Raw genomic sequence first — 13,954 nt, forward strand, 5'->3', positions numbered from 1 at the left:
CGGCCTGCTGTCCTATGACCAGCCCGTCGCCGAATACTGGCCCGAGTTCGCGGCGAACGGCAAGACGGAAATCACGGTCCGCGACGTCTTGCGGCACCGCTCCGGGTTGTCGCACCTGCGCGGCGTCACCAAGGCGCAGTTGATGGACCACGCCCTGATGGAGGAACGCCTCGCCGCCGCGCCGGTCGACCACTTGCGCGGCGTTCAGGCCTATCACGCGCTGACCTACGGATGGCTGTTATCCGGCCTGGCCAGGGCGGTGACGGGCAAGGGCATGCGGGAACTGATCCGCCAGGAGGTCGCGCGTCCCCTCAACACCGACGGCTTGCACCTCGGCCGCCCTCCGGAAGGCTCGCCGACCAAGCCCGCGGAAATCCTGATACCGCAGGGCAGGCTGCGCGCCCCGGTGTTCAACTTCATCGCACCCAAAATGGCCGGCCTGCCGTTCTCGGGCGCACTGGGCGCGATGTACTTTCCCGGCGTCGTCTCCCTGATCAAGGGGGACACTCCCTTCCTCGACGGGGAGGTCCCCGCCGCCAACGGCGTGGTGACCGGCCGCGGGCTGGCGAAGATGTATGCCGTGCTGGCCAACGACGGTCGCATCGACGGCAAGAAGTACCTGTCCGAGGAGTTGGCGCGCGGCCTGGCCGGGCAGGCGCGACGGAAGTGGCCGGACGCGAACATGGTGGTGCCCATGCCATTTCACCTCGGGTACCACGAATCGCCGGTCCCCGGTTTGCTGCGCGGTTTCGGCCACGTGGGTCTCGGCGGGACGCTCGGCTGGGCCGACCCCGAGGCCGGCAGCTCGTTCGGCTTCGTCCACAACCGGTTGTTGACGCCGTTGCTGTTCGACATGGGATCCTTTGCGGGCCTGGCCCGTCCGCTGCGGAACGCCATCCTGGCGGCCCGCGATCAGGGCCCGCTGCGGGTGCCGCAGCTCGGGGCCACCTACGCCAAACCCACTCGGCGCAAGGCGGTTCTATAACCGGGCCGCGACGAGGTTCGCGGCCTGCGCCGTCATCCCGGACTGCACATACGAGCCGTGCGCGAAGACGTTGATGTTGGAGCCGTCGGAACACGCCGGGTCGCCGGCGGCGCACATGTCGATGGTCTTGGCGGCGTACGGCGGACCGATCGGGGGAAACACGGCGCCCGACAAGCGATTCGCGAGTGCGCTGGTCGGATTGCCGAAGACGGCGATCGCCGCGACATGGTCGGCGGCTTGGGGCGGCATGGCCGGCGTGGCCAGATCGATCACACCCGCGCCCTGCGAAAATCCGCCGAGCACCATTCGGGTGCTGGGGCAGCGTCCGATCATGTCCTTTACGTGAGCAACCAAGTCATCGGCACCGTTTTGGGCGCTCGCCGCAAAAGCCTCAGTCGCGGGGTAGTTCACCGGATAGACACCCATCGACCGGCCGGAAAGCTGGGAGCCGAGCGCGTCGATGAACGCCTGGCCCACGGTGCCGACACCCGCGGGCTGGCCGGTGCCGCGGGCAAACGCCACCTCGACGGCGGGACACGGATCGGCATGAGCGCCAGGGCTGTTCAGCGCCCCGCCTGATGCCGCCGAGGTCACCGCGATCGCAACACCGATGACGATGCGCTTTGCAATCACCGCTTCATGCTGACATAGGCGTTCCCACGCGGCAGCGTCAGCGGAAGATCGGTGTAGGTGACGATGCCCGGCGCCGCAGCGACGACGGCGGGGATCGCATTGATCGCCGGCATCGCGGTCATGATGTGGCCGAGGTCCATGAACTCCTCGATCGTCGTCGCCTCGAAGTACGGCGGCGGCAAAAAGCCGACCTTGGTGGTCACCGTCGGCTGCCCGTCGATCTGGATGACCCAGCCGTCTTGTTCGATCTTCCAGTCGGGTTCGAGCGTCTGTCCCTTGCGCCACCGCACGTTCAGGTCGATCAGGGTGGTGTCACCGACGATGCCCTGCCAGCTGATGTAGACGCCCGCCACGCAGCCCGCGGGGATGGTCCAGGACGCCATTTCGAGATCCGCCGTCGTCTGGGCGAACTCGGCCACGCAGCGCACCTCGTCGAGCTCGACGCCGAGCGCGTCGCCCACCAGCCGGACGGCCTCGCCGAAGATGGCCGTTCCCTTCGCCGCCATCGCCGACAGCTCGGGGTGGTCGATCGCCTGGCCGAAGCCCACAGGCTTCTCGGTCTCCGGTGAGTCGTAGAAGGTGGTGTCGGCGGCCTCGTTCACCGTGACCTTGTCGATCCGGTTGCACACCATCGCCGACACGATGGCCAGCAGCTCGGCGAAACCCGGACTCACGCCGGACCCGAAAATGGTGGCGCCGCCCTTCTCGCAGGCCTCCGCTATCTTCTCTCGACCGTTGCCGAGGTTTCCCCCGGTGATGAACGACGCCGTGGTCACCACGTTGACGCCCGCGGACAGGATGCGGACGAGCTCGTCGACGTCGATCCACATCGGGTTGTAGACCACGCAGTCCGGCTTCAGCGCGAGCAGCGCGTCGACGTCGTTGGTGGCCGCCACGCCCAGCGGCCGGATCCCGACCAGTTCGCCGGCGTCGCGGCCGACCTTTTCCGCCGACCAGGCGTAGCAGCCCACCAGTTCATAGGTGGGGTTGGCGACGATCGACTTCAGCGAGCTCTTGCCGACATTGCCGGTGTTCCACTGAACCACTCGATAGTTGTTTGGCACTCGCTCAGCATAGGGAATCGGGACCGGCGTTAGTAGGCGGATTCGGCCGCCAGAATTTCGGCGAGGAACGCGTCGCGGGCCGGCCGGTCCAGCCGCGCCCGCGCCCACCGCCGCACGCGTTCCCGAGTCTCGGGGGATTCCGTCGTATCGACCCCGACGAGCACCGACGTCGCCGACCAATCATGGTCCCACGCCGCCGATTCCGTGAGCGGACGTTGCGCGCCGTCGATCAGGGGGAGGGTCGCTCGGCCGTCGGCGTCCAAGACTCCGGCGCCGGAAACGGCGCCGGAGCGCAGTCGCACCTGCACACCGGTGGGCGCGTCCGGGCCGATGACGGCCGCCCGCACCAGTGCCGCGACGGCCGTCCCGGCCGCCCCGATCGTCCAGTCGACGGTGTTCTCGCCCGCGTCGAAGATGCCGGGCGGCACCCCGCCCCAGCTGACGGACGCGGTGCCGTGGGCGATCGGAGCTGCGGCGCGCGGGCCGGCGCCCGCCCCGGCGGCCAGGGCGTAGTCGTCGCGACGGCCGCTCGGCACGCTCAAGGGTGTACTCGAATCATCAAGGGCAGCAAAGAGTTCAAGCCAGCCGGGGCCGTCCACCCCTAGTTCGTCGGCCAGGCCGGCGCCCGCCCGCACCAGATCGAGCGCGCGCGGATCACCGTCGGCGAGGTGGGCGGCCAGGGCGTCGGCATGCGGCGCTAGCAATCCCGCGACGTCGGAATCCAAGGTGTCGTCGGCGAAGAAGCCCTGCGCGCCGGCGGTCAGCAACGCGACCTCGAGGTCCAGCAGTGCGCGGTCGAGCCCGGCGATGCCGTCGCGCCGGCTGGCGGGCCACCAGCGCCGCAGCCAATGGCCCACGGCCAACCTGCGGAGCGTGGCGACCGAGCCCGGCAGGATGTCCACGCCGGCGAGGTCGATGCCGTGCGGGTCGTCCGCCGACCCGACCGCCGAAGCCAGGGCGACGTGTCCGGATTCGCCGAGGATCCGCCAAAGCCAGTCGGCCCGGCCGAAATCGGTGAACGTGATGTGGGTTGCCGCAGCGTCCGGCTCGCCTGGCTGGTCCAAAGTCCACGACAGCACCGCGCCGCTGACCTCCAGCACCGCGGCCAGCGGCGTCGCCTCGCTGACGGGTCCGGTGCTCCACAGGCCGGAATCGGCAACCAATCTCATCCGGCCACCTGCAATTCCAGCATCGCCTTGATCCGCTGCCGGTGGTCCAGGCTCACCGAGCGCGCGACGCCTTCGAGCAGCGATCGAACGTCATCGACGTCGTCGCAGGGCTCCTGCCACACGTCGCGCCCGTGCAGCCGCGCCCAGAGCCGGCTCAGGTACGGCTGTGCGTAGGCGGCGAGGTCGTCAACCACCTGCCGTTGGCGTGGATGCATGGGACCGCCCTCGGCGAGGTAGCGCCTGGCGTGCAGCACGTAGGCCTCCTTGCGCAACCGCGCCTGAATCTGCGCCGCCAGGGTGTAGCGGCTGGCGGCGGACGGGTCCAGCGGGGCCAGCTCCACCGCCACCTCGATCCCCGCGACGAGCGTGGCCTGCTTGTCCTCGGCCATCAACCCCCAGGGCGCGCAGGCCCGGTCGACCTCCTCCTCGCAGAGCAGGGGGATATCGGGCAGCGCGTCGCGGTCCAGGGCGCGGCGCAGGGTCGCGCGCACGCGGTCCACAACGCTGCGGTCCAGCGGCCGGTCGCTGTTGGAGTCACCCGCGACTTGCGGGGGGCGTTGCGGGGCAACGGAACTCAGACCGAGTTCGACGATCGACCACGGCAGTTCCGCCGCCTCGACGCGGGCCAGGGCCCCGAGGTTGTACGGCGTGGCGTCGGCGATCATCGCCGACCAGACGCGCTGCCGCGCCGTCGCGGTGCGGTGGCTGTTAGCCGGCCCCAGCACGGTGGTGAGCTCGGCCAGGAAGGGGGCGGTGCCGGCGGCCCCGGCTGTTTCCGGGGCCCGCACGTCGCGCCAGCTGCGGTCGAGCTGTTCGGCCAGCGTCGCGACCGTTTCGGGATCGGCCACGTATTGGTGCAGCACCTCGATCGCCGTGCGGTCGCGGCCCTGGTGGACGTCGCCCAGCACCGCCGCGGCCGTCTCGCGATCCTGCGGTGCCGGTGGGCCTTTCGTCACCGCTAGCTCGAAGCACACCGGGAAGTACAGTTCCTGGGCGTTTCCGGTGCGGATGCGCTGGCGGCGGCGCTCCATTTTGAGAACCTCGAACCACGCTGCGGCTGAGCGCATTTCGGCGCCACTGCCGACGATCAGGTCACGCATCGCCGCGGCCGTCTCGGTGGTGACGACGGGAGCCGAATATTGCGGGTTCGACCGCAAGCGGAGCACCAGCGGGTCGATGATGCGTTTGACGGTGCGGCTCAACGGGCCGCCGTCGTCGCTGCTGAGCACCTCCACACCCGGGCCGATCGCCCGCCACGCCGCGTCGATCACCGACCGGCGTGGGTGACCGACTGCGACGGTCAGCTGCGAATCCGCGGTCATGTGCACAGAATAGGGGCATCGCGCGAAACGCGGCAGCCGAAAACTTGGGTTCGGTAGCCGGTCGGTAGCTTCACCCTGGTCGCATGAACAAGCTGTTGGTGCTGGTTGATCGGCTCAGGCGCGCCCGGCGTCGCGGCGGCGGGGACCGCGCCGTCGGGGTCGGTACCGTGCGCACGGTCGAACGTCAGGTTTTCATCGAGGTGGTCGCCGTTTCCGGGGAGACCTTCATCGGCAAGCTGGCGCGCTGCGGCGACGATCTCGACGTGTCGATGCTGCGGCCCGGTCTGGTCGTTTTGGTGGCGTTCGATCCCGCTGCGCGCGAGGAACTTTCGCTGCCCGACGACGTGCTGGCAGTGCACGCGGCCTTCGTCGCGTCGCTGTGAGCGCTACCGTGCGCCGTCCACCGCGAAGCTGACCACCGCACCCCAATACAGCGGGCTCGCCGTGGCCTCGCCGTCGCGCCAGCGCCGCATCTGTTCGCGCTGCCAACGGTTCACCGCGCAGCCGGCGTCTCCTTCGGCGCCATGCGCGTGATCGACGGCCGCCACGACGTCGGCCATCGGATCGGCGGTGGCCGTGGTGAACTGGCGGTACGCCGCGGTGGTGGGCAGCGACCACAGGGTAGCGGTGACCAACTGCGCGCCGCCCAGGATCATCGCCGCCACCAGCCCGGAGGCCTCGTCGAATTGGTAGTCCCCGCCCGATCCGCACGCGAGCAGGGCCACCCGCGGCGGCATCGGCAGTTGCAGGGCCATCAGGTCCGACGCGGTCAGCGGGCGGTGATCACCGATGGCGTCGGCGTCGCCCGGGACGCCGGCGGTATCGGCCAGGTGCAGCGCGGCCCGATCGGCTTGGCCGTCCGCCGAACTCGCGTGGCCCACGTAGAGCAGCCTGCTGGGCGTCTGAGCCAGCAGCTTGGCCAGCCATGTGCGATCGGCGTCTTGCCGGCGGAACAGTTCGACCGCGGCCGCCGGGGATTCAATGGCCGGCAGCACCGGCCGCTGTTTCAGCACGCCGGTGAAGTGCCGCGTCAGCGGCGTGTCCGGCGCCGGCCTGCCCAGTACCGACCCCAGCGCGGAGTCCGGGCGCTGCCCCGGCACCCGGGGGTCGAGGACCAGCAGCGGCGGACCGTCCTTCCTGGCGTCCCATCCGGCGGGCGCCCGCGGTGAGTGCACGATGTTCGGCGGGACCGCCATCAGCACGTCGACCAGTTCCATCAGCCGATAGCCGTCGGTGTGTTTCCCGATATCGGCGAGCTGCCAGGGGATCCGGGCCGCGGCCCGGCCGCTGGCGGTGATGGCCTCCTGGCGGGCGCGCACCAATTCCTCCTTGCTGGGGCCCGATTTCGGCACCGCCAGCAACCCCCACGGGACCCGGGCCAGCCGCGCGCTGGGCGAGACGAACAGGGCGGCGCGCGGCGTGTCCACGCACTCGGCGAGCAACTGCCAGCCGGCGGAGCCGATGAGCAGCACCCCGAGGATGTAGGCGAGGGTCAGCTCGCTCTGCGCCGTCGCGAACGGCCCGGTGGTGAGTGCGCGCTCGATGGCGTCCCTCGGGCTCTCGGAGCCGTGCGGCTCGGGCAGCGCGTTCGCCAGTTCTTCCAGCGCGGCCAGCAACAGCGGCTCTTCGATGACCCAGTTGACGGTTCGTGACGGCTGGCCGACGACCCGCAGGCTGGCGTAGGTGGCGATCCCGACGTCGGCGTACCGCAGGATCAGGGTGGCCCGGTCGGTGTCGTTCACGGCCAGGTCGACCAGGCGGGCTCGGTCGCGGTGACGTCACGGCCGTAGCGTTGCAATGCCAGCGCCCGATAGTGGCTCAGGATCGGCTCGGTGTCGGGCTGCATCCGCAACGGCGGCAACGGTCCGAGCCGGGTCAGCGATGCGCCGCCGGGGGCCGGCGAACCGCCCGCGGCCAGCGCGGGGGCCGGCTCCGGATCGGCGTCCAGGGGGACGGGGGCGGTGGCCGTCGACGCCCATTCGCCGGTTTGCGGCCGCTGCAAGCCGGTACCGAAAGTTCCTCGGGCGCTGTGGTATTCGACCAGCTGACTGATCAGTTCGGTGTTCTCCCATTCCCAGGCGACGGCGAAGGCGCCGGCCAGGACCGGGGCCGAAATGCTGGCGGCCCAGCGTGATCTCGCGTCGGCGTCGGCGATGGAGTACCGCACCGAGTCGACCGCCAGGGCGGCGGGGACCTTGAGCTCGGCGGCCTGCTGCAGCTTGGTCATGCCACGCCAGTATTCGTCGGTGCCGATCTCGCCGTGGAGGATGCCGAGTCCCTCCGCCTGCCGGGCCTCGGTCTCCTGCAGCGTCTCGTCGGGATCGCCCGAGCTGTCGAAGCCTAGGTCCGCCAACGCGTCCGCACGCCACACCGTGCCGAGATGATTGTCGAGCAGCGCGTACTGCAGCCAACTGCTGCGCGGCGACGAGTCGAGCAGTTCGCGGGCCTCGGCGATCAGCTCGACAGCGTCGGCGAAGCGGCTCCAGAAGATCGCTATCCAGCTGCGCTGCAACAAGATCCGGTGCAGATAAAGCGGCTTTCCCAGTTCGCGCCAGTGCCGCTCGGCGTTCTCCCAGCATTCGTCGGCGGCTTCCAGGGCGCCGGCTCCTAGTCGGGTGAGCCCCATATACAACCAGCAGCGGGCGACCTCGTGGGCCCGGGCGTGGCGGCCGATGACGGGATAGGCCTCCGACACCAGTTGCTCCGTGCCTGCGTGGTCGTTGGCTGCCCAGCACGCCGCCGCCCGCTCCAATTGTGCTTGCGCTGTGGCCAGTTCCCAGTCGTTGGCCCGTGCGCGGGCTTCCGCGCGACGCAGCCAGGGGTCGGCTTCCGGCAGCCGGCCCGTTTGGACGCAGAACCGGCCGTACCCGATGCCGGCGACGACCCGGAGGTGGTCGGCGGCGTCGCCGCTTTCACCGTAGCCCGCTAGGTCACGAATCACATTCTCCCACAACGGGACCGACCGGGCATGCAGGTCGTCGTCGCAAAGCGCGGTCGCGCACAGCACCAACGCATGGATGCGCAGGCGGGCGTGTTCGTCGGCCAGCGCGGGAACGTCCGCGCCGTCGTCCAACGCCGCCAGCGCTGCCGCCGCGCCCTCGTGATCGCCGATCGCCGCGGCCAGTCCGGCTTGCAGAAACTCGGCCCGGCGCGAGTACCGGCGGATCATGTGTGTGGTCCCGGCATCGGCGGGCATGCTCGCGTAGATCGCCACGCAGTCCTGAATTCGCCGGATGGATTCGCGCACGCCGTCATTCGCGCCGCGCTCGAGGTAGACTTCGCCGAGTTGCGCGAGGACTTCCAGCATCAGATCGTCCCGGTCTTCCCGCTCGATGCGCGGTATCAAGGACAGCAGCAGATCGCGCGCCCCGGCTTCGTCGGCCGCGTACGCCAGGCGGCGCGCGTTGTCCAATTCGTCGGGGATCGACACGGCTGCATCATAAGTCCGCCGGCGCCGCCCGGGCAGGGAAAGCGGCGAGCGGCGGACGCTGATCCAGGCACGTCCGCCACTCGGTCCGCAACCGATCAGCCGCAGGTCACCTTGATGTTGAAGTCCTTGCTGATCATGCCGGCCATCGGGTTCTTCAGGTCGGCGCCCTGCGCCTGGCCGCTGATGGTGTAGGTCTTGCCGTCCACCGACACGTTGGCCGAGCCGACCTTCGCGCCCATGTTGTTGCTGACCGACAGGGCGTTGCCATCGACGACCATTGCCAGCGACTCGACCTTAGGGGTGGCCTCGTCGGTCATGACGACGGCCAGCGCCTGCCGTCCGCCGCTGGAGCCACTGCCGATGTCGATCTTGCCGCCGGTCCGGACGCAGGTCACCGAGGCCGGGTCCAGGCCCGCCAGGTCAGTGCCGCCAACTTTGACCTGCGCCCCGCCGCCGTTGGCGACGCTCGGTGCCGTGCTCGATGCCGGGCTGGCCGTGTGGCCGCCGCTGGAACACCCCACCAGCACCGATGCGGCGCCCAGTGTCCCAATCGCAGCCGCGAGAAGACGTTTCACTTGCGGTTCCCTTCCTTCATGCGCCGCCCCGATGGCGTCGCCATGGCGCAAGTAGAGACCTGCCGATTCGCTACCGATCCCAATTTCGCGGCGTCGAGCCGGTAGGCTGCGTCGGGGTCGGCGCAGGCGAAGGGAGCATGCGATGTTGAGCGTGAAGTGGCTGGAAAAGCCTGAGGCCCATGACTTTCCGGCGGCGGCGGACTACCTCACCATGCTGGCGGACTCGGCAACCGTCAAGAAGGTGATCAAGAAACTGAAAGCCGGCACCGTCACGCACCGCAAGGCCAAAGACATTCTCCGGGCGGCGCGGCTGGGCCTGTTGTCCGCCGACAATCCCCACGTCGCGGCCGACCTGACCAAGATCGAGAAGGGCCAACCGCTGTCGCCCATCCTGCTGGTGCGCGGTGACTTTTCGACCGGTGCCCCGTTACAGATCGCCGACGGCTACCACCGCGTGTGCGCGAGCTATCTCACCGACGAGAACACCGACATCCCGGTCGTCATCGCGGCCGTGAGCCGCTGATCGGGGATGTGACGATGATCGACATCAAGACGGTGGGAACCGTGCAGGTGCTGACCCTGTCGTCGGGTCCGGTCAACGCCCAGGACGTCGAGCTGCTCGACGAGCTGACCCTGGCGGTTCGCGATCTGGGGCGCTCGGAGGCCGGCGCGCTGGTCGTCACCGGCGCCGGCCGGGCGTTCAGCGCCGGGGTCGACCTCAACCGGGTGGTGGAGGGCGGCGCTGGCTACACCGATCGGCTGGTCCCCGCGTTGTCGGCGGCATTCGAGGCGATGTTCGCCTACCCGGGCCCGAGCGTCGCGGCGATCAACGGCGCCGCCATCGCGGGCGGATGCGTGCTCGCGTGCGCCTGCGACCGCCGCCTCATCGGTCCCGAGGCGCAGATCGGGGCGGCGGAGGTACGCGTCGGGGTGCCCTTTCCGGTCGCCGCGCTGGAGGTCATGCGATATGCCTGCGGCGATCGCGCCGAGGAGGTGCTGTTGGGTGGGCGCACCTATCGCGGTGCCGAGGCCGTCGCCCGCGGGCTGGCCCATCGCGTGGTCGAAGACGATCTTCTCGAGGTGGCCGTGGCGGAGGCGTCAGATCTCGGCGGCATCCCGGCCGACGCCTATCGGCAGACCAAGACCCAGCTGCGGGCCCCGACGATGGCGCGGATCCGCGACGGCCGGGGTGTCGACGACGAGGTCCGCCAGATGTGGGGAGCGGACGGGACCCTGCAACGCATCGCCGCCTACGTGGAGCGCCTGCGGCGACGCGACTGACTATTCCTCGTCGAGGGCTTCTTCGACGGCGACGCCGCCCCTGGTGCGCCGGCGGCGCATCCGGTGCGACCCCTTGCCCGTCGGGCGGCGGTTGCGCAACTTGGGCTCGGTCGCGTCGGTCGCTTCGGCCTCCTGGGCCGGCTCTTCGGCGGTCTCTGCCTCAACGGCCTCGGTTTCCGCCGGCTCTTCGGCAGTCTCTGCCTTGACGGCCTCGGTTTCCGCCGGCTCGCCGGCGTCCGCCTCTTCGGTCTCCGCCTCGTCGGCGGGTTCGCCGTCTTCCTCGCCGGCCTTTCGGCGCGACCGACTCTTTTTGGGTTTCTTCGCCTTGATCGGTTTCGGCGGTGGCGGCGGCAACTCGGCGACGAACGACAGGTAGAACGCGAAGAACCCGAGCAATCCGATCGCGGCCGCCGCGCCATAGATCGCGAACAGATACCGTCCGGCGGTGTCCAGGTTCAGCCAGATCTCGCTGATCGCGGTGCCGATGATCAGCACGCCGGCCAGCACATGGGCCACGATCGAGGCGACCCTGAGGGTCAGGGCCAGCTGCGGCGTCCCCAGCTCCGGCTTGCGGACCCGCAGCAGGTTGAACACCACGGGCAGCGCGGCCAGGGCGAACAGCGCCCCCGTCGCGATCCGAAGCGCCGTCCCCAACGAGTGCGTCGTGTCACCCATCAGCTCCGGCCAACGGGGCAACACGAAAAAGAAATAGAGGACGCCGGCAGCGATCGAGAACGACGCGTGCCACGGGATGGCGACCTTGCGCCCCATAAGCCTCCTCATGCTGGTTGGCTCAGGCCAGCCTAAAGGCGGCCGACCCGATTCCAGACCAATTCGTGCTGCCCGCATGGCGGACCAATTGCGGAGGATGCGGGATTTGAACCCGCGAGGGCTGTTAACCCAACCCGCGTTCCAGGCGAGCGCCATAGGCCACTAGGCGAATCCTCCGTGGCCATGGTAGCCGAGGCCGCCGTGGCCCTGAGTCGCACGTCGACTAGTTCGCGCCAGGTATTAGACTCGCCGTGGACCCCGCGCGGCGTCTATCCTGTGAACTCCCCCAGGGCCGGAAGGCAGCAAGGGTCAATGGGCTCTGTCGGGTGCGCGGGGTCCCCTATGCGGGGGGACCGTTTCGGCCCCACCAAATTTTCAGCGTTCAAGGCGAAAGGGCCCATGGTGTCTTTCGATTCCCTCAGCCCTGAAGAGTTAGCGGCTCTGCACGCGCGCAACCAGCAGGACTACGCGGATCTGCAGGCCAAGAAGTTGGTCCTCGACCTGACCCGCGGCAAACCCGCGCCCGAGCAGCTCGATCTGTCCAACCGATTGCTGAGCCTGCCCGGTGACGACTATCGCGATAGCGAGGGCACCGACACCCGTAATTACGGAGGCCTGCACGGCCTGCCCGAGCTGCGGGCCATCTTTGGAGAGCTGCTCGGCATCCCGGTGCCCCACCTGATAGCCGGCAACAACTCCAGCCTCGAGCTGATGCACGACCTGGTCGCCTTCTCGATGTTGTACGGCGGTGTCGACTCGCAGCGCCCCTGGAAGGACGAGGCGGGCGTCAAATTCCTGTGCCCCGTTCCCGGCTATGACCGGCACTTCGCCATCACCGAGACGATGGGCATCGAGATGATTCCGGTCCCGATGACGGCCGACGGGCCCGACGTCGACCTGATCGAGGAGCTGGTCGCCGTCGACCCCGCCATCAAGGGCATGTGGACGGTGCCCGTATTCGGCAACCCCACCGGAATCACCTACTCCTGGGAAACGGTCCGCCGGCTGGTCCAGATGCGGACGGCTGCGCCGGACTTCCGGCTGTTCTGGGACAACGCGTACGCCGTGCACACGTTGACGCATGACTTCCCGCACCAGATCGACGTGCTGGGGCTGGCTGCCGCCGCCGGCAACCCGAACCGGCCCTACGTCTTAGCGTCCACCTCGAAGATCACCTTCGCCGGTGCCGGCGTGAGCTTCCTGGGCGGATCGCTGGGCAACATCGCGTGGTACCTGCAGTACGCGGGGAAGAAGTCGATCGGCCCGGACAAGGTCAACCAGCTGCGGCACCTGCGCTTCTTCCGCGATGCCGACGGAGTACGCCTGCACATGCTGCGTCACCAGCAGATCCTGGCACCGAAATTCGAGTTGGCGCTGGACATCTTGGACAAGCGGTTGAGCGACGCCAAGATCGCCTCGTGGACCGAACCCCAGGGGGGTTACTTCATCAGCCTCGACGTGTTGCCCGGTACGGCGCGCCGGACCGTGGCGCTGGCCAAGGACGCGGGCATAGCCGTGACCGAGGCGGGCGCGTCGTTCCCGTACCGAAAAGACCCGGACGACAAGAACATCCGGATCGCGCCCACGTTCCCCTCGCTGCCGGACCTGCGCGACGCGGTGGACGGGCTGGCCACGTGCGCGCTGCTGGCGGCCACGGAGTCGTTGCTCGTCTCCGCCGCGTCCAGTGTGAGCTGACGGCGACGACCCGCCCGTCGGGCTCCAGTCAGCGCGCGCCGGTAGCCTGCTGACCGTGGCCCTCTACCGCAAGTACCGACCGGCAACCTTCGCCGAGGTGGTGGGGCAGGAGCACGTCACCGAACCGCTGTCGATCGCCCTGGAAGCGGGCCGGATCAACCACGCCTATCTGTTCTCCGGGCCGCGTGGCTGCGGAAAAACCTCGTCGGCGCGCATCCTGGCGCGGTCGCTGAACTGCGCCCAGGGGCCGACGGCCAATCCGTGCGGGGTGTGCGACTCGTGCACGGCGCTGGCTCCGAACGCCCCCGGCAGCATCGACGTGGTGGAACTGGACGCCGCCAGCCACGGGGGCGTGGACGACACCCGCGAGCTGCGGGACCGTGCGTTCTACGCGCCGGCGCAGTCCCGCTATCGGGTGTTCATCATCGACGAGGCGCACATGGTGACCACCGCGGGTTTCAACGCGCTGCTCAAGATCGTGGAGGAGCCGCCCGAGCACCTGATCTTCATCTTCGCCACCACCGAACCGGAGAAGGTGCTGCCGACGATCCGGTCGCGCACCCACCACTACCCGTTCCGGCTGCTGCCCCCGAAGACCATGCGGGCGTTGATCGGGCGGATCTGCGAGCAAGAGGGAGTCGCCGTCGACGACGCGGTGTTCCCGCTGGTGATCCGCGCCGGCGGCGGCTCACCACGCGACACGCTGTCGGTACTCGACCAGCTGCTGGCGGGCGCCGAGGATGACCACGTCACCTATCCGCGGGCGCTCGGGCTGTTGGGCGCCACCGACGTCGCGCTGATCGACGACGCGGTGGACGCCCTCGCCGCGTCGGACGCCGAGGCGCTGTTCGGTGCGGTGGAGTCGGTGATCGATGCCGGCCACGACCCGCGGCGCTTCGCCACCGACTTGCTGGAGCGGTTCCGCGACCTCATCGTGCTGCAGGCGGTTCCCGACGCGGTCAGCCGCGGTGTGGTGGACGCCCCGGAGGACGTGCTCGACCGGATGCGCGACCAGGCCGCCCGCCTCGG

14 protein-coding genes, 1 tRNA gene and 1 other RNA gene are annotated in these 13,954 nt (G+C 69.4%); 7 read left to right on the top strand and 9 right to left on the bottom strand.

Translation table 11 applies throughout. The features are described 5' to 3' along the window. A partial coding sequence (locus A5750_RS04690; RefSeq protein WP_067261348.1) for a serine hydrolase domain-containing protein occupies positions 1–985 on the top strand: 985 nt, incomplete at its 5' end. On the opposite strand, the gene A5750_RS04695 is transcribed toward A5750_RS04690, so the two are convergent. From A5750_RS04695 to A5750_RS04710, 4 genes are read right to left on the bottom strand one after another with little or no spacing between them, the layout of a single operon-like run. Then, positions 980–1,618, bottom strand: a complete 639-nt coding sequence (locus A5750_RS04695) for a cutinase family protein (RefSeq protein WP_156664266.1) — start codon at positions 1,616–1,618, stop codon at positions 980–982. The genes A5750_RS04690 and A5750_RS04695 overlap by 6 nt on opposite strands. Then, the gene (locus tag A5750_RS04700) at positions 1,615–2,682 is read right to left on the bottom strand and encodes a dihydrodipicolinate reductase (RefSeq protein WP_067261350.1); all 1,068 of its coding nucleotides are present in this window, start codon (positions 2,680–2,682) and stop codon (positions 1,615–1,617) included. The genes A5750_RS04695 and A5750_RS04700 overlap by 4 nt, the downstream gene beginning before the upstream one ends. A gap of 29 nt (positions 2,683–2,711) precedes the next feature. Beyond that, on the bottom strand, positions 2,712–3,851 hold the full coding sequence (locus A5750_RS04705; RefSeq protein ID WP_067261352.1) for a hypothetical protein: 1,140 nt from the start codon (positions 3,849–3,851) through the stop codon (positions 2,712–2,714). Next, positions 3,848–5,173 (bottom strand): hypothetical protein, encoded by a 1,326-nt coding sequence (locus A5750_RS04710; protein WP_067261369.1) that lies wholly within the window; start codon positions 5,171–5,173, stop codon positions 3,848–3,850. The genes A5750_RS04705 and A5750_RS04710 overlap by 4 nt, the downstream gene beginning before the upstream one ends. 83 nt (positions 5,174–5,256) lie before the next feature. Between A5750_RS04710 and A5750_RS04715 the strand changes: the two genes are divergently transcribed. Continuing rightward, positions 5,257–5,556 carry a hypothetical protein gene (locus tag A5750_RS04715; protein ID WP_067261354.1) on the top strand — a complete coding sequence of 100 codons (300 nt, stop codon included), beginning with the start codon at positions 5,257–5,259 and terminating at the stop codon, positions 5,554–5,556. A 3-nt stretch (positions 5,557–5,559) separates the two neighbouring features. Here A5750_RS04715 and A5750_RS04720 read toward each other — a convergent pair whose 3' ends face one another. From A5750_RS04720 to A5750_RS04730, 3 genes are all read right to left on the bottom strand, one after another. After that, positions 5,560–6,915: a CHAT domain-containing protein gene (locus A5750_RS04720; RefSeq protein WP_067261357.1), complete on the bottom strand. Its 1,356-nt coding sequence runs from the start codon at positions 6,913–6,915 to the stop codon at positions 5,560–5,562. After that, positions 6,912–8,603 carry a hypothetical protein gene (locus tag A5750_RS04725; RefSeq protein ID WP_067261359.1) on the bottom strand — a complete coding sequence of 564 codons (1,692 nt, stop codon included), beginning with the start codon at positions 8,601–8,603 and terminating at the stop codon, positions 6,912–6,914. The genes A5750_RS04720 and A5750_RS04725 overlap by 4 nt, the downstream gene beginning before the upstream one ends. A 95-nt stretch (positions 8,604–8,698) precedes the next feature. Beyond that, positions 8,699–9,178: a lipoprotein LpqH gene (locus A5750_RS04730; protein WP_066955905.1), complete on the bottom strand. Its 480-nt coding sequence runs from the start codon at positions 9,176–9,178 to the stop codon at positions 8,699–8,701. A gap of 142 nt (positions 9,179–9,320) precedes the next feature. On the opposite strand from A5750_RS04730, the gene A5750_RS04735 reads away from it, so the two are divergent. Together A5750_RS04735 and A5750_RS04740 are read left to right on the top strand one after the other, a co-directional pair. Next, a complete protein-coding gene (locus tag A5750_RS04735; RefSeq protein WP_067261361.1) occupies positions 9,321–9,701 on the top strand; it encodes a hypothetical protein in 381 nt (126 codons plus the stop codon). A gap of 14 nt (positions 9,702–9,715) precedes the next feature. Next, positions 9,716–10,459, top strand: coding sequence for an enoyl-CoA hydratase/isomerase family protein (locus A5750_RS04740; protein ID WP_082959037.1), 744 nt, complete (start codon positions 9,716–9,718; stop codon positions 10,457–10,459). Here the strand turns inward: A5750_RS04740 and A5750_RS04745 are convergent, their stop codons facing one another. Continuing rightward, positions 10,460–11,230 (bottom strand): hypothetical protein, encoded by a 771-nt coding sequence (locus A5750_RS04745; protein ID WP_067261366.1) that lies wholly within the window; start codon positions 11,228–11,230, stop codon positions 10,460–10,462. 91 nt (positions 11,231–11,321) lie between these two features. Beyond that, positions 11,322–11,407: transfer RNA gene (locus A5750_RS04750), tRNA-Ser, on the bottom strand. Between the two features lie 73 nt (positions 11,408–11,480). Here A5750_RS04750 and ffs point away from each other — a divergent pair. The 3 genes from ffs to A5750_RS04765 form a co-directional block, all read left to right on the top strand. Continuing rightward, positions 11,481–11,575, top strand: an RNA gene (ffs, locus tag A5750_RS04755) — signal recognition particle sRNA small type. A gap of 57 nt (positions 11,576–11,632) precedes the next feature. Beyond that, entirely contained in the window at positions 11,633–12,925 is a 1,293-nt protein-coding gene (locus A5750_RS04760) for an aminotransferase class I/II-fold pyridoxal phosphate-dependent enzyme (RefSeq protein ID WP_197505350.1), read from the top strand. A gap of 55 nt (positions 12,926–12,980) precedes the next feature. After that, positions 12,981–13,954, top strand: a 974-nt coding sequence (locus tag A5750_RS04765; RefSeq protein ID WP_067261367.1) for a DNA polymerase III subunits gamma/tau, incomplete at its 3' end; no start/stop codon positions are given.

Source organism: Mycobacterium sp. 852002-51613_SCH5001154 (genome assembly GCF_001667425.1).
In the GTDB taxonomy this organism is placed as follows: Bacteria; Actinomycetota; Actinomycetes; order Mycobacteriales; family Mycobacteriaceae; genus Mycobacterium.